The organism is Pseudomonas sp. R38(2017) (genome assembly GCF_002112395.1).
Lineage (GTDB): Bacteria > Pseudomonadota > Gammaproteobacteria > Pseudomonadales > Pseudomonadaceae > Aquipseudomonas.
The window spans coordinates 272540-295782 of record NZ_NEHN01000002.1; the positions used below are offsets into that span (position 1 = coordinate 272540).

Sequence of the window (23243 nt, forward strand, 5' to 3'; positions counted from 1 at the left end):
TGCGGGGCAATTAATTGAAGTCTCGCCAAGCACGGCGGGGAATATCATTTCAGGAATAATCAATGAAGATGGCGAAGGCCCCGGCCACCGCTCCCTTATTCAAGGCGTTGGGTGACTATAAAAGCATTCTGATCAGCGTCGGATGCTTTACCGCACTGATTAACGTGCTGATGCTGGTGCCCTCAATTTATATGCTTCAGGTCTATGACCGGGTGCTGTCTTCGCAAAACGAAACCACGCTGGCGATGCTGTCGTTGATGGTCGTGGGGTTCTTCGCGTTCATCGGCCTGCTGGAGGTGGTGCGCAGCTTCATCGTGATCCGTATCGGCAGCCAGCTGGAGCGGCGTTTCAACCTGCGGGTCTATCAAGCCGCGTTCGAGCGCAATCTGTTCAAGGGCGAGGGCAACGCCGGCCAGTCTCTGGGCGACCTGACCCACATTCGCCAGTTCGTCACCGGGCCTGCGCTGTTCGCGTTCTTCGATGCGCCGTGGTTCCCGGTCTATCTGTTTGTGATTTACCTGTTCAACGTCTGGCTCGGTGTCCTCGCCACGGCCGGCGCGCTGCTGTTGATCGCCCTGGCGTGTCTCAACGAATACATGACCAAGAAACCGCTGGGCGAAGCCGCCGGTTTCTCGCAGAAGTCCAGCCAGTTGGCCACCAGTCACCTGCACAACGCCGAAACCATTCAGGCGATGGGCATGCTCGGCTCGCTGCGCAAGCGCTGGTTCCAGGTGCATTCGCGTTTCCTCGGCCTGCAAAACCAGGCCAGCGACACCGGCGCGGTGATCAGTTCGTTGAGCAAGACCTTGCGCCTGTGCCTGCAATCGCTGGTACTGGGCCTGGGTGCCTTGCTGGTGATCAAGGGCGACATGACCGCCGGGATGATGATCGCCGGTTCGATCCTGATGGGCCGCGTGCTCAGCCCGATCGACCAATTGATTGCCGTATGGAAACAGTGGAGCGGGGCGAAACTGGCTTACCGCCGCCTCGATGCCTTGTTACAGGCTTACCCGCCGAGCGACGACACCATGGCGCTGCCGGCACCGAAAGGCCAGATTACCTTCGAACAAGTCAGCGCGGGCCCTCCCGGGCAACGTGCCGCGACCCTGCACATGGTCAATTTCAATCTGGCGGCCGGTGAAGTATTGGGCGTGCTCGGCGCTTCCGGCTCCGGTAAATCGACCCTGGCACGGGTGCTGGTCGGGGTGTGGCCAACCCTCGGCGGCACGGTACGTCTGGACGGCGCCGACATTCATCGCTGGAACCGCGACGAACTCGGCCCTTACATCGGCTACCTGCCGCAGGACATCGAATTGTTCAGCGGTACGATCGCCGAGAACATCGCGCGATTCAGCGACGCAGATCCGCAAAAAGTGGTGGCCGCCGCGCAGCAGGCCGGCGTACACGAAATGATCCTGCGCATGCCGCAAGGCTACGACACGCAACTGGGCGAGGACGGCAGCGGTCTGTCCGGCGGCCAAAAACAGCGAGTGGCACTGGCCCGTGCGCTGTACGGCAACCCGAGCCTGGTGGTGCTGGATGAGCCGAATTCCAACCTCGACACCGTCGGCGAAGCCGCGTTGTCCAGTGCCATCGTGCAGCTCAAGGCCCAAGGCACCACCGTGGTCCTGGTGACCCACCGTTCTTCGGTACTGGCCCAGGCCGATAAGTTGCTGGTACTCAATGATGGTCGTCTGCAAGCATTCGGCCCGAGCCATGATGTGCTCAAGGCGCTGTCGGGCAATCAGCAACAACAGCAAACTGAAAAAACCGCGCAGGCACCGGGCGGGCTCAGCATGAGCCGGCAGTACCAGCCCACGACAAGGAATTCGGGTGTATGAGCAGCGCGAGCATGAACACGCAAAACGAAGCAACCATGGAACACGCCTACATCACCGAGCGGCCGGAGCGCGACGCGAAATTCTTCGCCCGCATGGGCTGGATTCTGGCGCTGGCCGGCGCCGGCAGTTTCTTTGCCTGGGCCGCGCTGGCACCGCTGGATCAAGGGATTCCGGTGCAGGGCACCGTGGTGGTTTCCGGTAAACGCAAAGCCGTGCAGTCGATGAGCAGCGGAGTGGTCAGCCGGATTCTGGTGCGCGAAGGCGAAATCGTGAAGCAAGGACAGCCTTTGTTCCGCCTCGACCAGACGCAGGTCGCTGCCGACGTGCAATCGCTGCAGGCCCAGTACCGCATGGCGTGGGCCAGCGTGGCGCGCTGGCAGGCCGAGCGCGACAACCTCAAGCAGGTGACGTTTCCACCAGAGCTGAGCGACAACGCGGACCCGCGTCTGGCGCTGGTGCTGGAAGGCCAGCGGCAACTGTTCAGCAGCCGTCGTGAAGCGTTCTCCCGCGAGCAGGCTGCGCTGCGTGCCAGCATCGAAGGCGCCACTGCGCAGCTGGCCGGCATGCGCCGCGCCCGTACCGATCTCAACGCCCAGGCCGATTCCCTGCAACAGCAGTTGAGCAATCTGCAACCGCTGGCGGACAACGGCTACATTCCGCGCAACCGCTTGATGGAATACCAGCGTCAGCTGTCGCAAGTGCAGCAGCAACTGGCCGAGAACACCGGCGAAAGCGGCCGGGTGGAACAGGGCATTCTCGAATCGCGCCTGAAACTGCAACAGCACGGCGAGGAATACCAGAAAGAAGTCCGCACCCAACTGGCCGACGCGCAACTGAAAAGCGTAACCCTGTCCGAGCAACTGACCTCCGCCGGTTTCGACCTGCAACACAGCGAGATCGTTGCAACGTCGGACGGCGTCGCCGTCAACCTCGGTGTGCACACCGAGGGCGCCGTGGTGCGCCAGGGTGAAACCCTGCTGGAAATCGTTCCGCAAGGCACTCGCCTGGAAGTGGAAGGGCACTTGCCGATCAACCTGATCGACAAGGTCGGCACGCACTTGCCGGTGGACATCCTCTTCACCGCATTCAACCAGAGCAAGACCCCACGAGTTCCCGGCGAAGTCAGCCTTATTTCCGCCGACCAGATGGTCGACGAGAAAACCGGCGTGCCGTATTACGTGTTGCGTAGCAGTGTCAGCGATCAGGCCATGGAGAAGCTCAACGGTCTGGTGATCAAGCCCGGCATGCCGGCGGAAATGTTCGTGCGCACTGGCGAACGTTCTCTCCTCAACTACCTGTTCAAACCGCTGCTCGACCGAGCCGGCTCCGCGTTGACTGAAGAATAAGGATGTTCGGCTGTATGAATAAGCTTTCCATGCTGGCGGCAGCGTTCGCGCTGCTCGCGGGCAACAGTGCGGTGGCGGCCATGGGGCCGTTCGAAATCTACGAACAGGCATTACGTAACGACCCGGTGTTTCTTGGCGCGATCAAGGAGCGCGATGCAGGCCTTGAAAACCGCGCCATTGGCCGCGCCGGGTTGTTGCCGAAACTGGGTTACAACTACAACAAGGGCCATAACACCTCGAAGGCCACCTCGCTGGACGAGCGGGCGCGCAATCGAACCGACGAACGCAACTACAACAGTTACGGCTCGACCCTGACCCTGCAGCAACCGTTGCTCGACTATGAAGCCTACGCGGCCTATCGCAAAGGCGTGGCGCAGTCGCTGTTTGCCGACGAGAACTTCCGCGGCAAGAGTCAGGAGCTGCTGGTGCGGGTCCTGGACAATTACACCAAGGCCTTGTTCGCCCAGGATCAGATCGACATCGCCCAGGCCAAAAAGAAAGCCTACGAGCAGCAGTTCCAGCAGAACGAACACATGTTCAAGCAGGGCGAAGGCACGCGCACCGACATTCTCGAGGCCGAGTCGCGCTATGAACTGGCGACCGCCGAAGAAATCGAGGCCCGCAACGAACAGGATGCTGCCTTGCGTGAACTGGGTGCACTGGTCGGCGTGCCGGCGGTGAACATCACTGATCTGGCGCCCCTGGATCAAAACTTCCAGACCTTCGCTTTGATGCCGGCCAACTACGACACCTGGCACGAACTGGCGATCAGCAATAACCCGAATCTGGCATCACAACGCCAGGCAGTGGAAGTGGCCCGTTACGAAGTCGAACGCAACCGCGCAGGGCATTTTCCGAAAGTGAATGCCTACGCCGCGATGCGCCAGAACGAGTCGGAAAGTGGCAACACTTACAACCAGCGCTACGAGACCAACACCATCGGTTTTGAGGTCAGCGTGCCGTTGTACGCCGGTGGCGGAGTTTCAGCATCAACGCGTCAAGCCAGCCGCAGCATGGAACAGGCCGAGTACGAATTGGACGGCAAGACCCGCGAGACTCTGATCGAGCTGCGGCGCCAGTTCAGTGCGTGCCTGTCCGGGGTCAACAAACTGCGCGCCTACCAGAAAGCCCTAACCTCGGCCGAAGCGCTGGTGGTCTCGACCAAACAAAGCATTCTCGGCGGTGAACGGACCAATCTGGATGCGTTGAACGCCGAACAACAACTATTTACCACCCGCCGCGATCTGGCCCAGGCACGCTATGACTACCTCATGGCCTGGACCAAGTTGCATTACTACGCGGGCACTTTGAGTGAGCAGGATCTGGCTCGGGTGGACGAAGCATTCGGGCAAGGCCCACGGACGCAATAGCACCGTAGTTTCTAAACAAAACAACAAAAACGAGTGGTGAACATGGACGTACGCTTCAAGCCGGCTTCGGTCGGCATCCTGTTGCTTGTTATTTTTTTAAACCCGGCCCAGGCGCAATACCAGGAGTCAGGCAAACCCGGCGACGCTGCCAGTTGGCGTTCCGCCGAGTTCCTGCGGGACTGGGGACTGGACCGGATGCAGGCCGATCAGGCCTACGCCGCTGGTATCACCGGCAAGGGCGTGAAGATCGGCGCGCTGGACTCCGGTTTCGACGCGGCCCACCCCGAGTTCGCCAGCGACCGTTATCACCCGGTATTGGCCAGCGGCAGCTATGTCGATGGCTCGCTGTTCACGGTCAATGGCACGCTCAACCCGAACAACGACTCGCACGGCACCCACGTGGTTGGCACCATGGGCGCCTCTCGCGATGGCACCGGCATGCACGGCGTGGCGTTCAATGCGCAGATCTACGTCGGCAACACCAACAAGAACGACAGCTTCCTGTTCGGCCCCAATCCCGACCCTCGCTACTTCAAAGCGGCGTACGACGCACTGGCCGCTGCTGGCGTGCGGGCCATCAACAACAGCTGGGGCAGCCAGCCGCCGGATGTCAGTTATCGAACCCTGGCGGACCTGCACGCGGCTTACGCCCAGCACTGGAACAAAGGTACCTGGCTCGATGCCGCCGCCGATGTTTCGCGCCGCGGCGTGATCAACGTGTTCAGCGCCGGCAACAGCGGTTACCCCAACGCCAGCGTGCGCTCGGCACTGCCGTACTTTCAGCCGGAACTGGAGGGCCATTGGCTGGCCGTGTCGGGGCTGGATCAAAGCAATCAGCAGAAGTACAACCAGTGCGGCATCGCTAAATACTGGTGCATCACCACACCGGGCGCGAAGATCGACAGCACCATTCCCGACGGTGGCTACGGGATCAAGTCCGGCACCTCGATGGCCGCGCCCCATGCTACCGGCGCCCTGGCGCTGGTGATGGAGCGTTATCCGTACATGAACAACCAGCAGGCGCTGGAGGTGCTGCTGACCACCGCTACTCAGCTCGACGGTTCCGTGACCGATGCACCTAACGAGCGGGTCGGCTGGGGCGTGGCCAACCTGAAGCGGGCGATGGGCGGGCCGGGTCAATTGCTCGGCGCGTTCGACGCGAATCTTTCCACCGGGCAACGCGATGTGTGGAGCAACGACATCTCCGACAAGGCACTGATTCAGCGCCAGAGCGAAGACCTCGCCGAGCACAGCGCCTGGCAGCAAACCCTGCAAGACAAAGGCTGGCAGAACGGCGTTCCGGTCGGCGCCAGCCAACAGGAGCAGACGGATTACGCCGTCGGCACGGCCCGTGATGCGGCGGCTGCGGGCCGGGTGTATCAGGGCAGCCTGATCAAGTCCGGCGCCGGGCATTTGATCCTGACCGGCGACAGCACCTATCGCGGCCCGACCACGGTCAACGGCGGCCTGCTGAGCGTCAACGGATCGCTGACGTCTGCGGTCACGGTCAATGACAGCGGCACCCTCGGCGGTTCCGGGCGGATCGGTGCATTGACTGCCAGCAGCGGCGGTCGTGTGGCACCGGGCAACTCCATCGGTACTTTGAATGTGGCCGGTGACGTGACCTTCGCACCGGGCTCGACCTACGCGGTGGAGCTGTCACCGACCGCCAGCGACCGCATCGTCGCCGGCGGCACGGCTTCCATCAGCGGCGCCACCGTCAGCCTGTCGCTGGAAAACAGCCCGACCCTGCTGAGCACCGCTGAAGCGAAAAGCCTGCTCGGCCATCAGTACGACATTCTGCAAGCGGCGGGCGGCATTCAGGGCCAGTTCGGTGCCGTGGTGCCTGATTACCTGTTTATTGGCGGAAGCCTCGCGTACAGCGGCAACGGCATCGCGCTGAATGTCGAACGCAACGCGAGGTCTTTTGCCAGCGTCGGCCAGACGCCGAACCAGCGGGCCGTGGCCAGTGCCGTCGAAGGCATGGGGGCTGGTAACTCGGTGTACGAAAGCCTGTTGCTGTCGTCGACCGCCAGCGATGCACGGCAAGCTTTCCAGCAGTTGAGCGGGGAAGTCTACCCGGCCCACGGTTCGGTGCTTATCAACGACAGCCGTCAGTTGCGCGACGCCATCGGCGAACGCCTGCACGACGCGAACACCGCGAAAAGCAACGGCTGGATCAAGGCCCTCGGCGCCTGGGGCACCACCGATTCGCAACACGACACCGCCGGTTACAGCACATCGATCGGCGGTCTGCTTGCCGGTGTCGACGGCGCGCTGGACGAGCAGACCCGCATCGGACTGGTCACCGGTTACAGTGACAGCTCATTGAGCATGGGTTCCGGCACGCATTCTTCGGCCAAGGTCGACAGCTACCACCTCGGTGCCTATGCCGGGCACGACATCGGCGCCTGGCGTTTGAGCACCGGCGCCGCCTACAGCTGGCATCGCGCCGACGTGAAGCGGGACCTGCAATACGGCGACGTCAGCGCCAAACAGAAAGCCAAGGTCGATGCCGCCACCACTCAGGTATTCGGCGAGGCGGCCTACCGACTGAACGTGCAACCGTTGGCTCTGGAGCCGTTCGCCAATCTGGCCTACGTGCATCTGGACAGCGACGGATTCACCGAGAAGGGCGATGCTGCCGCGCTGAAAAGCAATGACGATCAGCGTGACGCGGTGCTCGGTACTCTCGGCGTCCGGGCGATCAAGACGATCAACCTGTCGGGCTCGCAAAAGCTTGATGTCAGCGGTCGTCTCGGCTGGCAGCACAGCCTCACCGACATTGAATCGGAACAGCATTTGCGTTTCGCCAGCGGCAGCGCGCCGTACAGCGTCGAAAGTTCGCCGCTGGTACGCGACGCCGCGCTGGTGGGGGTACAGGCCAGCCTGGCCCTGAGCCGCGACGTGCGGGTGAACCTTGATTACAACGGACAACTGGCCAGTCGCGAGAAGAGTCACGGCGTGGGCCTGAGCCTGAACTGGCAGTTCTGAACAAACGGATTTTGTGCAACATCACTAAGGAAGGTCGCTGGATGAAAAACAACAACACCCCCGCGCAATCGGGTGGATGCTTTCGCCTGAAAACCCTCAACTGCGCCTTGCTCTGCGCCATGGCCACCTGGGGCAGCGCACACGCTGCTCCCTACGTGGAAAATGGCCGGGCAGGGGACCCGGCCAGTTGGCGAAGTGCCGAGTTCAAGGCGGACTGGGGCCTGGGCGCGATCGGCGCGGATTACGCCTACGCTGCCGGCTATACCGGTAAAGGCGTGAAACTGGGGATCTTCGACCAGCCGGTATACGCGGCGCACCCGGAGTTTTCCGGGCCGAACAAGGTCGTGACCCTGGTCACCAGCGGTATCCGCGAATACACCGACCCGTACATCCCGGTCAAAGCCGGGGACGCGTTCCTCTATGACGGTTCGCCCTCGGTAGGCTCCAACGGTAAACTCGGTGCCCACGGCACCCACGTCGGCGGCATCGCGGCCGGCAGCCGTGACGGTGGCGTTATGCACGGCGTGGCATTCGGCGCGCAGATCATCAGTGCCGACAACGGCGACCCGGGCCCGGAAGACGGCATCGTCCGTGGCAACGACGGCGCAGTGTACAAGGCCGGTTGGGATGCCCTGATCGCCAGTGGCGCACGAATCATCAACAACAGCTGGGGCATAGGCATCACTGACCGTTTCGACCTCGGCGGTCGCGACCCGGCGTACCCGCACTTCACCGTCAACGACGCGCAATTGCAGTTCAACGAGATCCGCACGCTGCTCGGCACCAAACCCGGCGGCGCCTATGACGGTGCAATCGCTGCCGCGCGCAGCGGGATCGTGACCATTTTTGCCGCCGGTAACGACTACAACCTGAACAACCCGGACGCCATCGCCGGCCTCGGCTACTTCGTGCCGGAAATCGCGCCGAACTGGATGACCGTCTCGGCTCTGCAAAGAAACCCGGATCAGGCCAGCGCCAACCCGTACATCATGAGTACCTTTTCCTCGCGTTGCGGTTATACCGCGAGCTTCTGCGTTTCGGCGCCGGGTACGCAGATCTACAGTTCGATCATCGGCGGCACCAACGCCGACAACCTGACCACCGGCTACGCCAACTACAACGGCACCTCGATGGCCGCTCCGCACGCGGCCGGCGCCGTGGCGGTGCTGATGGAGCGTTTCCCGTACATGACCGGCGCTCAGGTCGCCAGCGTGTTGCGTACCACCGCCACCGACCTCGGCGCTCCGGGCATCGACGCCCTGTATGGCTGGGGCATGATCAACCTGCGCAAGGGCATCGACGGTCCGGCGATGTTCGTCACCGAGCAGGACATCCCGGCCGAATTCCGCATCGAAGGCGCCTACGGCTCCAGCCAGTTCGTGGCGGATCTGCCCGGCATCGGCGCGATCATTGATGCCGGCAAACCCACCGAGCGTGTGTGCACCGACATCACCTGCGGGCTCGACACCTGGCGCAACGACATTTCCGGTCACGGCGGTCTGACCAAGCAAGGCATCGGCACCCTGGTGCTGACCGGCGCCAACACCTACACAGGCCCGACCCTGGTCAATCAGGGACGTCTGGCGATCAATGGGTCGCTGCAATCGGCGGTCACGGTCAATAACGGTGGCATTCTCGGCGGTAACGGTAGCATCGCTGCGCTGAACGCGAAAAGCGGCGGTATCGTTGCGCCGGGCAACTCCATCGGCACCTTGAACGTGGCGGGGGATGTGACCTTCGAGCCGGGTTCGACCTACGCCGTGGAAGTCTCGCCTACCAGCAGCGACCGCGTCGTGGCCGGTGGCACTGCAACCATCGAGGGCGCGACCGTTGCGCTGTCCCTGGAAAACAGCCCGACCTTGCTGACCACCGGCGAGGTGAAATCCCTGCTCGGCAGCCAGTTCAACATCCTGCAAGCGGCGGGTGGCGTTCAGGGCCGTTTCGGTCAGGTTCTGCCAAGTTATGCGTTCCTTGGTGGCACACTCGATTACTCGGCAAATGGCGTGCAACTGGACGTCGGGCGTAATGGCGCTTCGTTCGCCAGTGTCGGCCTGACCCCGAACCAGCGTGAGGTCGGCGCAGCCGTGGAACGTCTGGGGGCTGGCAACGCGCTGTTCGAAACCCTGCTGCTGTCGCCGACCGCCGCGGTTGCACAAGACGCCTTCCAGCAACTGTCCGGCGAGATTCACCCGGCCATCGGCACGATGCTGATCAACGACAGCCATTACCTGCGCGATGCCGTGGGCGAACGCCTGCGCGAACGGGATCTGTTCGATGCCGGGGCGCCGACCGATGACCGCAGTAATGCCTGGCTGAAAGTGCTGGGCGCCTGGGGCAAGAGCGATGGTGGTTATAAAAATGCCGACTCCAACAGCTCCATTGGCGGCTTGCTGGCGGGTGTCGACGGCTTGATTGCTGAAGATACCCGTCTGGGTTTCGTTACCGGTTATAGCGACAGCTCTTTGAACATGGGCAAAGGTACACATTCGTCGGCCTCGGTCGACAGTTATCACCTGGGTGCGTATCTGGGGCATCAGATCGATGCTCTGCGCCTGACCGCCGGCGCGGCTTACAGCTGGCATCGCATCGACGTCAAACGTGACCTGCAATTTGCCGGTGTCAGCGGCAAGCAGAAAACCAAACGCGATGCGACCACTGCACAACTGTTCACGGAAGCTGCATACGATCTAGGGCTGAAACCGATGAACCTGGAACCGTTCGCCAACCTGGCCTACGTGCACCTGAACAGCGATAGCTTCACCGAGAAGGGTGATGCCGCCGCACTGAAGGGCGGTGAAGATAACCGCGACGCCGTACTGTCGACCCTTGGCGTTCGCGCCAAGCGCACGTTTGCCCTGTTGGACAAACATCAGTTGGAACTGGGCGCGACACTGGGCTGGCAGCACAACCTGAGCAGCGTGGATGCTGAAAATCATCTGGCCTTCGCCAATGGCAACAGCGCGTTTACGGTGCAAAGTGTGTCGATGGATCGAGATGCAGCGGTGGTCGGCGTACGCGCCGGGCTGGCGTTGAATCGCGATGTCCGGGTGAACCTGGACTACAACGGACTGATCGGTTCGAACGAGAAGGACCACGGTGTGGGCCTGACGCTGGACTGGCAGTTCTAAGGTGTAGCGGCAGTTCGGCAAAAAGAACTGCCGTTTTTGAAAGGAAGAGAGAGCACAACATGGGATTGTTTGACTACAAAAAAGCCGACGGAAAGGCGTTGTACAGCGATGCCATCGCGCTGACGCTGTATTCCTACACGCCGACCGGGCAGCCTTTGCCCGGCACCGGTTGGGCGCCACTGGGCGCAACGGCACTGGGTTATCAAGGAAAGACCGACGCGAAAGGCACGTTCTTCGGCGAGAAGGACGGCTTCACCAGCGCCGAGGCGGAAGTGCTCGGCAAATACGACGCGGCGGGCAAGCTGATCGGTATCGGCGTGGCCTTTCGCGGCACCGGCGGGCTGAGTTACAGCGACACCTTCGGCGACATGAAAAACAATTTGCTGGCCGCCATCGGGCCGGTGGATTACGCCAAGAACTATGCGAAGAACGCCTTCGACAACCTGCTCAAATCCGTCGCCGCGTTTGCCACGGCCCATGGCATCGCTGCCAAGGACGTGCTGATCAGCGGCCACAGCCTGGGCGGGCTTGGGGTCAACAGCGTAGCGGAACTGAGTGCCAGCGACTGGGGCGGTTTTTTCAAGAACGCCAACTACATTTCGTTCGCCTCGCCGACCCAGAGCAACACTGGCGCCAACGTGTTGAACATTGGCTTCGAGAACGACCCGGTATTCCGGGTGCTCGACGGCACCACGTTCAGCACGGCGTCGATGGGCAAACACGACAAGCCGCACGACTCGACCACCGACAACATCGTCAACTTCAACGACAACTACGCGTCCACCGCGCAGAACCTGGTGCCGTTCAGCATCGTCAACCCGCTGAACTGGTCGGCTCACAGTTCGCTGGGCTATGCCGATGGCCTGAACCGGGTGATCGATTCGAAGTTCTACAACCTCACCAGCCAGGACTCGACCATCATCGTGTCCAATCTGGAAGCCTCGTCCCGGGGCAAGACCTGGGTCGAAGATCTGGGCCGCAGCGGCGAGCCGCATACCGGCAGCACCTTCATCATCGGCACCGACAGCAACGACTGGCTCAAGGGCGGGGCGGGCAACGACTTCCTCGAAGGTCGTGCCGGCGACGACCTGTTCCGCGATGACGGGGGCTTCAACATCCTGCTCGGCGGCCAGGGCCACAACACCTTCGACCTGCAGAAACCGTTGCAGAACTTCAGCTTCGCCAACGACGGCGACGGCACGCTGTACGTGCGCGATGCCTACGGCGGCATCAGCATGACTCGCGACATCGGCGCAATCGTGAGCAAAGAGTCCGGTTCGATGTGGAGCAGCAAGGAAATCACCTGGACCGTCACCGGCAAGGGCCTGGCCAACGGTGCGGAGCTGACCCAGTACAACCATTCGCTCAACGGCGGCGCGCTCGGCGACACGCTGAAAGCCACCGCTGACGGCGACTGGCTGTTCGGCCTGGGCGGCGACGATCATCTGTTCAGCGACAAGGCCCACGTGACCTTCGTCGGCGGCGCCGGCAACGACGTGATGAATGCGGTGGGTGGCAACAACACCTTCCTGTTCAGCGGCGCGTTCGGCTTCGACTCGATCCATGGCTACCAGGGCAGCGACAAACTGGTGTTCATGGGCGTGCAGGGCGCAGGGCAGGGCTACGACTACAAGCAACATGCTTCGCAGTCCGGCGCCGATACCGTGCTGAAGATTGGCGACTATGCCGTGACCCTGATCGGCGTGGGGGTGGCTAACCTGTCGGACTCGAGTTTCGTGTTCGCTTGATCCCTTGCGGACACCGCTGCGCATTGCGGCGGTGTCCATCGGGGCTGCAAGACAGAAGTGTTGTATCGAAATGCTCCGGAGCGCCCCGGGAGGGGCATTCTGGTTGTGAGCTATCTCTGAATAATTCCAACAAAGAGAGAGGCAACAGCAATGGGTGTGTATGACTACAAGAACTTCAGCTCAGCGGATTCCAAGGCATTGTTCACTGATGCCATGGCCATCACGCTGTACTCCTATCACAACCTCGACAACGGTTTCGCGGTCGGCTATCAGCACAACGGCTTCGGCCTCGGCCTGCCGGCCACACTGATCAGTGCGCTGATCGGCGGCACCGATTCCCAAGGGGTTATTCCCGGAATCCCGTGGAACCCCGATTCGGAAAAACTCGCCCTCGATGCTGTGAAGAAGGCCGGCTGGACGCCTATCACCGCCTCGCAACTGGGTTATGACGGCAAGACCGACGTGCGCGGAACCTTCTTCGGCGAAAAGCCCGGCTACACCAGCGCGCAAGTGGAAATCCTCGGCAAGTACGACGCCCAGGGGCATCTCACGGAAATCGGCATCGCCTTTCGCGGCACCAGCGGCCCACGGGAAATCCTCATTGGTGACTCCATCGCCGACGCCATCAATGACCTGCTCGCCGCATTCGGGCCCAAGGATTACGCCAAGAACTACGCCGGCGAAGCCTTCGGCAACCTGATGAACAACGTGGTGGCGTTCGCCAAGGCCAACGGCCTCACCGGCAAGGACGTGCTGGTCAGCGGTCACAGCCTCGGCGGGTTGGCGGTCAACAGCATGGCGGACCTGAGCAGCAGCAAGTGGGGTGGGTTCTTCCAGGACTCGAACTACATCGCCTACGCCTCGCCGACCCAGAGCAGCACCGACAAAGTGCTCAATGTCGGCTACGAGAACGACCCGGTATTCCGCGCCCTCGACGGCTCGACCTTCACCGGTGCCTCACTCGGCGTGCACGACGCGTCGAAAGTGTCGGCGACCGACAATATCGTCAGCTTCAACGACCACTACGCCTCGAACGCGTGGAACGTGCTGCCGTATTCGATCGTCAACATCCCGACCTGGATCTCGCACCTGCCGACCGCTTACGGCGACGGCATGAACCGGGTCATCGAGTCGAAGTTCTACGATCTCACCAGCCGTGACTCGACGATCATCGTGGCCAACCTGTCGGACCCGGCGCGGGCCAACACCTGGGTGCAGGACCTCAACCGCAACGCCGAGCCCCACAAGGGCAGCACCTTCATTATCGGCAGCGACGGCAACGACCTGATCCAGGGCGGCAGCGGCAACGATTATCTGGAGGGCCGTGCCGGCAACGACACCTTCCGCGACAGCGGCGGCTACAACATCATCCTCGGCGGCTCAGGCAACAACACCCTCGAATTGCAGCAGTCGGTGAACAAGTTCGACTTTGCCAACGACGGCGCCGGCAACCTGTACATCCGCGATGCCAACGGCGGGATCAGCATCACCCGCGACATCGGCAGCATCGTTACCAAGGAACCGGGCTTCCTCTGGGGCCTGTTCAAGGACGACGTGACCCACAGCGTCACAGCCGATGGCCTGAAGGTCGGCAACAACGTCACCCAGTACGAGTCGAGCGTGAAGGGCACCAGCGGCGCTGACACCCTCAAGGCGCATGTCGGTGGCGACTGGTTGTTTGGCCTGGACGGCAACGATCACCTGATCGGCGGTGCCGGTAACGACGTGTTCGTCGGCGGCACCGGCAATGACCTGATGGAGTCGGGCGGCGGGGCGGATACGTTCCTGTTCAGCGGTGCGTTCGGCCAGGACCGGGTGGTGGGCTTCAACGGCAACGACAAACTGGTGTTCCTCGGCGTGCAGGGCGTGTTGCCCGGCGATGACTTCCGCGCCCATGCCACGTCGGTGGGGCAGGATACGGTGCTCAAGTTTGGCGCTGATTCGGTGACGCTGGTCGGGGTTTCGCTGAGCAGTCTCAGCGCCGATGGGATCGTGATCGCCTGAGGGTGACGGTGGAGGGGGAATTCTTTCCCTCTCCACATCAAAAGTGACTCATTGGCCACTACCTGACTCAAACCCCTGCGCCAACAGGAAACGCGGACTAAAGCCATCGCATGCGCACTCGTCATGTATGGGCAAGCCGCCATTGAGTACAGGAGATTCAAACGTGAAAGGTTTCAAGGGGTATATCGGTATCGTCGGGTTGGCGCTGCTTTCGGCCAACGCTTGGGCCGATTTGCCTCACAGCTCGATTTTGAGCCGCTACGGTGTCAGCTCCGATGATTTGCCGAAACCGGCACCCAGCGAGAACAGCGAGCCGGTCGAAGAGAAAAGCCGCTTTCAGATCCAGCCGGAACAGCCGTTCGTGACAATACGTCTGGGCGACGGCAAACAGCCGGAAACCACCGGCAACCTCAGCATCGACCGCATGGCCCAGCAAGAACGGGAACGCTGCCAGCGATTGCAAGCGGAACTGGCTCGTCGGGGCGAACATTACTTCAGTTGCGACAACAGCATTCCGGGTATGACCCTGCCGCAATAACCGCTGTGTTCATGGAGCTGCCTTATCGGCAGCTCCGCTATCGGGGTCAATCTTCCTTGCGCACCGTGGCCACTTCGTCGGACTTCACTCTGATCTTCGCGCCGGAGATGTCCCTGAACTCATAAAAACCATCTTCGGACTTGGTCTTTGGCATGTCCTTGGTCAAGTACTGCGTACCGTTCTGCAACGTCACCACCGTCGGAGTGGAGCAGCCGGCCAGCGCCAACAACGCGACGGCCGCCAACGGCATACACAATGTCTTGAAACTCATATCCTGCATTCCTCATGCAAATCGACTGATGTCGGTCTTCTAACGCGGTTGGTGCCAAATAGCCCGCAAAAGTTCGATGGTCTGGTGAAAAAACCTCGATCGCGGACGCCACTGATCTTTTTCCGTTTGCGCAGGGCAGGGCAGAGCTGGTATCTGTACGCATAACCAGTACTCGTTCGCCATGGCCCCTTATCACTGTGACTTCCAGCCCCCTCGACGATCCGTTCTATTACCTCAACAACTTTCGGCAAGTGCTTGACTGGCTTGAGCTTCGTTATGCCGACGTGATGAGCGAGACGGAGCACGCCTTCATTCGCGACTTCAAGGTACTGCCTCGCGGGTCCCAGGGGTTGCTGGTGCGGATGGTGATGCGCAAGGGCGTGCATTTTCGTGAGGGCAAGCTCAGTTATGCGGAAATTGGTGACATCGCTCTGGCCGCGCAGCCGTTGCTCGATCACGGCTGGCTGGATGAGCAGGCGCTGCTATCGATGCCGGAGCTGTTCGACCTGTTGCTGAAGGCCGAAGTCCTGCAGGCGTTCGGCCCGGCCATCGAAGAACCCAAGGGTCGGAAAGTCGATTGGCTGCCGGTCCTGCATCAACAGTTTCCTGAATCTCGGCGCTGGAGCGACTGGTGCCCGGCGATTGCAGACCGATTGTTCAGCCTGACGCTGATGGACCTGTGCGACCGGTTTCGCCTGATGTTCTTCGGCAACCTTTATCAGGACTGGTCGGAGTTCGTCCTCGCTGACCTTGGGATCTTCACCTATGAAAAAGTCGAGTTCAGTGCCGATTCCCGGGGCCTGCGCAGCCGTGCCGACGTCGATGCCTGCCTGTTCCTGCACGATTGTCAGCAGCGTTTTGAGGCCGGTGAGGCACTGGAGCCAATTGCCGAGCAGTTGAGCGCACTGCATTTCGACAACCCTTGGTTGCAACGTCGGCTGGGCAAGCTGTTGTTCCAGATCGGCCAGCACTGCGAACGCATCGCGGAATTTGCCCTGGCCCTGAACCTTTATCGCGGCTGCGCCTATCCCGGCGCGCGGTTGCGGATGATCCGGGTGCTGGAGCGCTGCGGCGAATATGCCCTGGCGCTGGAATTGGCGGTTTTGGCCGAACAGGCACCGGAAAGCGCCGCCGAACAGCAGGGCCTGCAGCGGGCGCTGCCACGCCTGCGACGCAAGCTTGGCGGGCCGCCGCTCAAGCGCGTTGCGCCAAGACCGGTGGAACGCCTGGACTTGCACCTGCCACGGCTCGATCCGGCGTTGTCGGTGGAGTATCACGTGCAGGCGCATCTGCATGAAGACGCAGGCCCGGTGCATTACGTCGAGAACAGCCTGATCAACTCACTGTTTGGCTTGCTGTGCTGGCCGGCGGTTTTTGCGCCGCTGCCGGGGGCGTTTTTCAACCCGTTCCAGCGCGGGCCGGCGGACCTGCTCCAAGAGGATTTCCAGGGACGGCGGGCCGAGCTGTTCGAGGCTTGCCTGGCCGAACTGGACGACGGTCGCTATGCCGACACCATCCGCAGCCGATTTGTCACCAAGTGGGGCATTCAGTCGCCCTTCGTGTTCTGGGGCGCGCTTGATGAAGATCTGCTGGAGCAAGCGCTGATCTGTCTGCCGCCCGAACATCTCAAGCACTGGTTCAATCGCCTGTTGCTGGACATCAAGGCCAACCGCGCCGGCATGCCGGACCTGATCCAGTTCTGGCCGCAACATAAAACCTATCGGATGATCGAAGTCAAAGGCCCCGGCGACCGCTTGCAGGATAACCAGTTGCGCTGGCTGGAGTTCTGCCACACGCACCAGATGCCTGTAGCCGTGTGTTACGTGCAATGGGCGGAGCAGGGCGCTTGAGCTACAGCATCGCGGTGCGAGCGTTGTGCGAGTTCACCGCCAAGAGCGGCGACCTCGACTTGCGCTTCACCCCGTCGCCCACCGCGCTGGAGGGCATCGCCGGTCACCGTACCGTCGCCTCGCGACGCAATGACGCCTATCAAAGCGAGGTGTCGCTGGAGGGCGAGTTCCACACCTTGAAGGTCAAGGGCCGTGCGGATGGCTACGATCCGACGCAGAACTGCCTGGAGGAAGTCAAAACCTATCGCGGTGACCTGAGCAAACAACCGGCCAATCACCGTGCGCTGCACTGGGCGCAGGCGAAAATCTACGGCTGGCTGATGTGCTGCCGATTGCAGCTTGAACAGATCAATCTGGCGCTGGTGTACTTCGACATCGTCAGCGAAAAGGAAACCTGTCTGGTCGAAGTCTTCTCCGCCGAAACCTTGCGCGAGTTCTTCGAACAACAGTGCGGCTTGTTCCTGGCGTGGGCCGAACAGGAAATGGCCCACCGTGAAGCCCGCAACCAGGCCGCGCAGCAACTGAGCTTTCCCCACACTGATTTTCGCCCCGGCCAGCGTCATCTTGCAGAGTCGGTATTCAAAGCCGTCAGCACAGGCCGCTGCCTCATGGCTCAGGCGCCCACCGGCATCGGCAAGACTCTCGGCACTCTGTTCCCGATGCTCAAGGCGTTGGCGCCGCAGCAACTGGACAAGGTGTATTTCCTTACCGCGAAAACTCCGGGACGCAAACTGGCACTGGACGCGGCGCAAGTGCTGTTCGATCGCAGCGAAACCCTGCCATTGCGAGTGCTGGAAATGGTCGCCCGGGACAAGGCTTGCGAGCATCCCGACAAGGCTTGTCATGGCGAGTCCTGCCCGTTGGCCCGGGGCTTTTACGATCGGCTGCCGGCGGCACGTAAAGCGGCCAGCCGATTGCAATTGATGGATCAGTCGGTGCTGCGTGATGTTGCCGCGCAACACTCGGTGTGCCCGTATTACCTGAGCCAGGAAATGGCTCGCTGGGCTGATGTGGTGGTGGCGGACTACAACTATTACTTCGACTTCACCGCGCTGCTGTTCGGCCTGGCCCAGCTCAATCAATGGAAAGTCGCTGTGCTGGTGGACGAGGCGCACAACCTGGTCGAGCGTGGGCGGCAGATGTACAGCGCCACCCTCGATCAGGGGATCTTCAATGGCGTACGCAAAACCGCACCCGAGGCCTTGAAAAAGCCCTTGCAGCGGGTCAACCGTGAATGGAACGCCCTGCACAACGCGCAACTGGCGCCGTATCAGGCTTACGACAAGGCGCCGGAAAAACTGCTTCAGGCGATCACTTTATGCAGCGCGAGCATCGGTGATTACCTCAACGACCACCCGCAAGGACTCGACAGTGGCTTGCAGAATGTCTACTTCGAGATGCTGCAATTCGGTCGCGTAGCGGAGTTGTTCGACGCGCATTACCTGTTCGACATCAGCAAGCGTGACCTCGACCGCAAACGCCCGTTGTCGCAACTGTGCCTGCGCAACGTGGTGCCTGCTGCGTTGCTCGGCCCGCGCCTGAAGGCGGCACGCAGTTGCGTGCTGTTTTCCGCGACCCTCAGCCCGCGCCACTATTACGCCGATCTGCTCGGAACTCCGGCCGACACGGTGTGGATCGACGTTGAATCGCCGTTCAGCGCCGAACAGTTGCAGGTGCGGATCGTCAGCCAGATTTCCACCCGATTCACCCATCGCCAGGCGTCACTGGAGCCGATTGTCGAACTGATCGCTCGCCAGTTCGGCGAGCGCCCGGGCAACTATCTGGCGTTCTTCAGCAGCTTCGAATATTTGCAACAGGTCGCGCAGTTGCTCGCTGAACGGCATCCGCACCTTCCAATCTGGCAGCAATCACGGGGTATGGCTGAGGGGCAGCGGCAGGCGTTTCTCGATCAGTTCACGGCGCACAGCCGGGGCGTCGGGTTCGCCGTACTCGGCGGTGCATTCGGCGAAGGCATCGATTTGCCCGGTGCCCGGTTGATCGGCGCCTTCGTCGCCACGCTGGGGCTGGCGCAGCTCAACCCGGTCAACGAACAGATGAAACGGCGCATGGCAGCAATCTTCGGCGCGGGTTATGACTACACCTACCTGTTCCCCGGCATGCAGAAAGTGGTGCAGGCTGCAGGGCGGGTGATCCGCACCCAGCAGGATCGTGGTGTGGTCATGCTGATCGACGATCGCTTCGCCGAGAGCCGCATCCAGCAGTTGTTGCCGCGTTGGTGGCAGCTCGATCACGCAGATGCGGCTTTTCAATATTCCGGTTTGACGCATACTCCTGTTATTGAAAATCTGCTTTGAGCCAAGCCTGATGAGCGAGAACAAGAAGTCCGCTGCGATCGAAGACATGCGCTTTCGCCTGCTGATCGATGCCGTGGTCGATTATGCGATCTACATGATCGATCCGGCTGGCATCATCACAAGCTGGAACTCCGGGGCCAAACGTTTCAAGGGCTATGAAGAAGCCGAGATTCTCGGCGAGCATTTTTCGCGCTTCTACACCGATGAAGACCGCGCTGTCGGCATGCCGCAACGGGCACTGGACACGGCGATCCGCGAAGGACGGTTCGAAGGCGAAGGCTGGCGGGTACGCAAGGACAGTACGCACTTCTGGTGCCACGTGGTGATCGACCCGATTTACAGTCCGGACGGGCAACTACTCGGTTTTGCGAAAATCACCCGTGACCTCACCGACCGCAAGATGGCCGAGGAAACCCTCAAGCAAAGCGAACAGCAGTTCCGCCTGCTGGTGCAGGGCGTCACCGACTACGCGATCTACATGCTCAGCCCGGAAGGCCGCGTGACCAACTGGAACCCCGGTGCGCAACGGATCAAGGGCTATGCGCCCAACGAAGTCATCGGCAAGCATTTTTCGATGTTCTACACCCCGGAGGACCGCGAGATCGGGGAGCCGCAGCGGGCGCTGGAAACCGCGGTGCGCGAAGGGCGCTTCGAGAACAAGAGCTGGCGTTTGCGCAAGGACGGCACGCGGTTCCTGGCCCATGTGGTGGTCGATGCGATTCGCGGCGAAACCGGCGCGTTGCTCGGCTTTGCCAAGATCACCCGTGACGTGACCGAAGCCCACCAGGCGCAGCTGGCACTGGAGCAAACCCGCGAGGCACTGTTCCAGGCGCAGAAGATGCAGGCCATCGGTCAGCTCAGCGGTGGTATCGCCCATGACTTCAACAATCTGCTGACAGTGATCCTCGGTAACTTGGAGATCGTGCGCAAACGTGTCGGCGACGACCCGAAAGTCAGCCGCCTGCTGGAAAACGCCACCCAGGGCGCGCTGCGTGGCGTGTCACTGACCCAGCGCATGCTGGCCTTCGCCCGGCGCCAGGAGCTCAAGACCGAACCGGTGGACATCCCGAAACTGGTGCAAGGCATCACCGGTCTGTTGCGCAGCTCACTGGGGCCGGGGATTCGCATCGAAACGCAGTTTCCCGACGATCTTGAAGCGGTGCTCGCCGACACCAACCAGCTCGAACTGGCGGTCCTCAACCTGGCCACCAACGCCCGCGATGCAATGCCCGAGGGCGGTAGCGTGGTCATCGGTGCCGAGCCGCGGGTGGTTCTGCAGGAAAGTCATGCAAGCCTCACGGCGGGACGCTATGTCTGCCTGAACGTGACCGATACCGGTGAAGGCATGGATGATGCGACGCTGGCCTCGGCGACCGATCCGTTCTTCACCACCAAAGGCCTGGGCAAGGGCACCGGGCTGGGGTTGTCGATGGTGCATGGTTTCATCGAACAGTTGGGTGGCCGTTTCATACTCAAAAGCGTGAAGGGGCAGGGGACTTGCGCCGAGCTCTGGCTGCCGGTCGCCACCGACGGGACGGCGACCAAGCCCTTAGACCCGAAGCCGTCCATGGCGTCAGTGCCAAGACTCAGCGTACTGGTGGTGGACGATGACAGCCTGGTGCTGACCAGCACCTATCTCCTGCTCGAGGATCTGGGACACCGGGTCATCAGTGCGACATCCGGTGCCCAGGCACTTGAGTTGTTCGACCAAGGAGAAGTCATCGACCTGATGATCACCGACATGGCCATGCCACAGATGAGCGGTGCCCAACTGGCGCACGCCGTACGGCTGCTCAAACCGGACTTGCCCATCATCCTGGCCACCGGCTATGCCGAACGCATCGAGGGATTTGCAGCCGGATTGCCAAGATTGTCGAAGCCGTTCAATCAGCAAGGTCTTGTCGAAATCATTGCGTCAGCGATGAAGTGAAGGCAGATCGCGTCTGCCAATGAAAAGCCCGGCCATGAGGCCAGGCTTTAGGGGGAGGTTCAGAGCCGGGTTTCAAGCTCGCGGCGCGGACCACCGGCATTGGGCGACGATGTTTGAAGAGGCGGGAAATCTTCGTTCAGCACGCTCAGATGATCTATCGCGTCTTCGAATTGCCGGTCGGCTTTGCGGCGCACGGCCCGATAGCGTTCGAATTGCTCGATATCCAGATTCTCACCTTCCAGTAATTCGTTGGCCTTGCGATTGAGCGCCCGGGCCTCTTCGAACAGAGCCCTGTTGCGTTCCAGCGCGAGGGTTCTGCAAGCCTTGATTTTCGCGAATGTTGATGAGCCTTCTTTCATGACCTTTGGCCTTGTTTTTCGAGATTCCACGTGCCGGGCATTCATTGCCGCAGAGGAGAAGCGAGCCTGTCGAACCTCGCCGATCGAAATCAACGAGGCGTTAAGGTTGTGACTGCGGGCAAACGGCGAGGGATCCATTTATTTTGAGAAGGATTCTTGATGTTTCCGTGCAGGCAAGTAGCTCGCACTCATCATGTTTCCTGTTCCTTCAGCTGCTCGTAGCGGGTGAGGACTGGCTGCGTGCTGATGCCGTGCAGCAAAATACTCAGCGACACGACGGATAACGTCAGGTCAGTGCACTGGCTCGCCACAGTGTCGCTCAGCCCATGATTCAGGGCATAGAACAGGTAGAAAAGACTGCCGATGCCACGAATGCCGAACCATCCGATCAGCCTCCGCTGACGCCACTTCAGCAGCGTTCCCCACGGCATCAGCGCTACACAGAGCGGACGGATGACGAGAAACAGAACGCCGCCCACCCACAGCGCCCGCCAGTCCCAGTGCGTAGCGAGCACCACGCCGAGCAGGGTGACCAGAAACACTTCCATCGCCCGCTCGACCAGACTGCCGAAGGCGAGCATGTCGCCCATCATGATCCCGGCGGCCACTTGGCTGTCCTCCAGCCGTTCGGTATCGCCATGCACGGCGTGTTGCGGTTCGACGTGCTGATGGCCGACTACCGGTTGAACCAGATGTTCAGCCGGCGGCTCACTGGCACCGGTGGATTTCACTTCCTCCTGGCGTAAGCCCAGCCCTGCGGCAAACACCGACAGAAAGCCGTAGCCGCCAATGGCGTCAGCCACCACATAGGCCAGCGCAATCAGGGCCAGGGTCAGATAATCGTTGGGGCTTACCGTGCTGTCTTCGTTGCGCAGCTGCAAGGCGAGGGTAACCCGTCCGATCCCGCGACCCAGCCAGTAGCCGGTGAGCAATCCGGCAGGAACCGCCCACAGCACGTCATGTGTTATCCAGTTGCTCCACTCGGCAGCCAGGCCATCGCCCTTAAGCCACAACAACCCAAGGATCACGAACGGAAAGGCAATCCCGTCATTGAGTCCGGCTTCACCCGACAGTCCGAAGCGCACACTGTCGATGTCTCGCGCGTCATTGACTTGCACCAGAGAAGCCAATACCGGGTCGGTGGGCGCCAGAATCGCGCCGATCAACAACGACGGCCCCCAGCCCAGATCCAGACCGTAATGCAGCAGCAGGCTGACGCCGATGATCGTCAGCACCATCACCGGCCCGGCCAGGCCGAAGGCGATCCGCCAACGTTTGTCGCGCAGCGGCAGACGCAGCTTCAAGCCGCAGACGAACAGCGAAAACAGCACCGCGACTTCGGTCAGATGTTCCATCCATGAGGATGCCTGCTCCAGCGGCAGCTTCAACAGATCGAGACCGCCCGGCCCGATACCGATGCCGAGCAGCAGACACACAGCCGAGGTTGTGACCGGCAGCCAGCGCAGGTAGGACGATGTCAGCGCAAGGATCAGCAGAACCGCACCAAGCACTGTGACCCAGATAATGAAGCTCATGGTTCATGGACCGC

General features: G+C 61.4%; 14 protein-coding genes. 11 read left to right on the plus strand and 3 right to left on the minus strand.

What is annotated here, in order from left to right:
- The first annotated feature begins 62 nt into the window (after positions 1-62).
- From CAF87_RS04900 to CAF87_RS04935, 8 genes are all read left to right on the plus strand, one after another.
- Positions 63-1841 (plus strand): type I secretion system permease/ATPase, encoded by a 1779-nt coding sequence (locus tag CAF87_RS04900; protein ID WP_085731010.1) that lies wholly within the window; start codon positions 63-65, stop codon positions 1839-1841.
- Positions 1838-3187: an HlyD family type I secretion periplasmic adaptor subunit gene (locus tag CAF87_RS04905; RefSeq protein WP_085731009.1), complete on the plus strand. Its 1350-nt coding sequence runs from the start codon at positions 1838-1840 to the stop codon at positions 3185-3187. The genes CAF87_RS04900 and CAF87_RS04905 overlap by 4 nt, the downstream gene beginning before the upstream one ends.
- 2 nt (positions 3188-3189) lie before the next feature.
- Entirely contained in the window at positions 3190-4557 is a 1368-nt protein-coding gene (locus tag CAF87_RS04910; RefSeq protein ID WP_085731008.1) for a TolC family outer membrane protein, read from the plus strand.
- A gap of 42 nt (positions 4558-4599) precedes the next feature.
- Entirely contained in the window at positions 4600-7551 is a 2952-nt protein-coding gene (locus CAF87_RS04915) for an autotransporter serine protease (RefSeq protein WP_085731007.1), read from the plus strand.
- A 41-nt stretch (positions 7552-7592) separates the two neighbouring features.
- A complete protein-coding gene (locus tag CAF87_RS04920) occupies positions 7593-10679 on the plus strand; it encodes an autotransporter domain-containing protein (protein ID WP_085731006.1) in 3087 nt (1028 codons plus the stop codon).
- A 59-nt stretch (positions 10680-10738) separates the two neighbouring features.
- On the plus strand, positions 10739-12427 hold the full coding sequence (locus tag CAF87_RS04925) for a polyurethanase (protein ID WP_085731005.1): 1689 nt from the start codon (positions 10739-10741) through the stop codon (positions 12425-12427).
- Positions 12428-12577: 150 nt separating this feature from the next.
- Positions 12578-14431 (plus strand): polyurethanase, encoded by a 1854-nt coding sequence (locus CAF87_RS04930; RefSeq protein ID WP_085731004.1) that lies wholly within the window; start codon positions 12578-12580, stop codon positions 14429-14431.
- Between the two features lie 163 nt (positions 14432-14594).
- On the plus strand, positions 14595-14969 hold the full coding sequence (locus CAF87_RS04935) for a hypothetical protein (RefSeq protein WP_085731003.1): 375 nt from the start codon (positions 14595-14597) through the stop codon (positions 14967-14969).
- 46 nt (positions 14970-15015) lie between these two features.
- Here the strand turns inward: CAF87_RS04935 and CAF87_RS04940 are convergent, their stop codons facing one another.
- On the minus strand, positions 15016-15240 hold the full coding sequence (locus CAF87_RS04940) for a YgdI/YgdR family lipoprotein (RefSeq protein WP_085731002.1): 225 nt from the start codon (positions 15238-15240) through the stop codon (positions 15016-15018).
- 197 nt (positions 15241-15437) lie between these two features.
- On the opposite strand from CAF87_RS04940, the gene CAF87_RS04945 reads away from it, so the two are divergent.
- Genes CAF87_RS04945 through CAF87_RS04955 form a run of 3 tightly spaced genes read left to right on the plus strand, consistent with a single transcriptional unit; the run spans position 15438 to position 21335 of the window.
- A complete protein-coding gene (locus CAF87_RS04945) occupies positions 15438-17090 on the plus strand; it encodes a VRR-NUC domain-containing protein (RefSeq protein ID WP_085731001.1) in 1653 nt (550 codons plus the stop codon).
- On the plus strand, positions 17087-19405 hold the full coding sequence (locus tag CAF87_RS04950) for an ATP-dependent DNA helicase (RefSeq protein WP_085731000.1): 2319 nt from the start codon (positions 17087-17089) through the stop codon (positions 19403-19405). Before CAF87_RS04945 ends, CAF87_RS04950 begins: the two co-directional genes overlap by 4 nt.
- Before the next feature lie 10 nt (positions 19406-19415).
- Positions 19416-21335, plus strand: a complete 1920-nt coding sequence (locus CAF87_RS04955; RefSeq protein WP_085730999.1) for a PAS domain-containing sensor histidine kinase — start codon at positions 19416-19418, stop codon at positions 21333-21335.
- Positions 21336-21394: 59 nt separating this feature from the next.
- Here the strand turns inward: CAF87_RS04955 and CAF87_RS04960 are convergent, their stop codons facing one another.
- Both CAF87_RS04960 and CAF87_RS04965 read right to left on the minus strand, forming a co-directional pair.
- Positions 21395-21832, minus strand: coding sequence for a hypothetical protein (locus CAF87_RS04960; protein ID WP_256575982.1), 438 nt, complete (start codon positions 21830-21832; stop codon positions 21395-21397).
- A gap of 53 nt (positions 21833-21885) precedes the next feature.
- Positions 21886-23229 (minus strand): sodium:proton antiporter, encoded by a 1344-nt coding sequence (locus tag CAF87_RS04965; RefSeq protein WP_085730997.1) that lies wholly within the window; start codon positions 23227-23229, stop codon positions 21886-21888.
- Between the last annotated feature and the right edge of the window lie 14 nt (positions 23230-23243).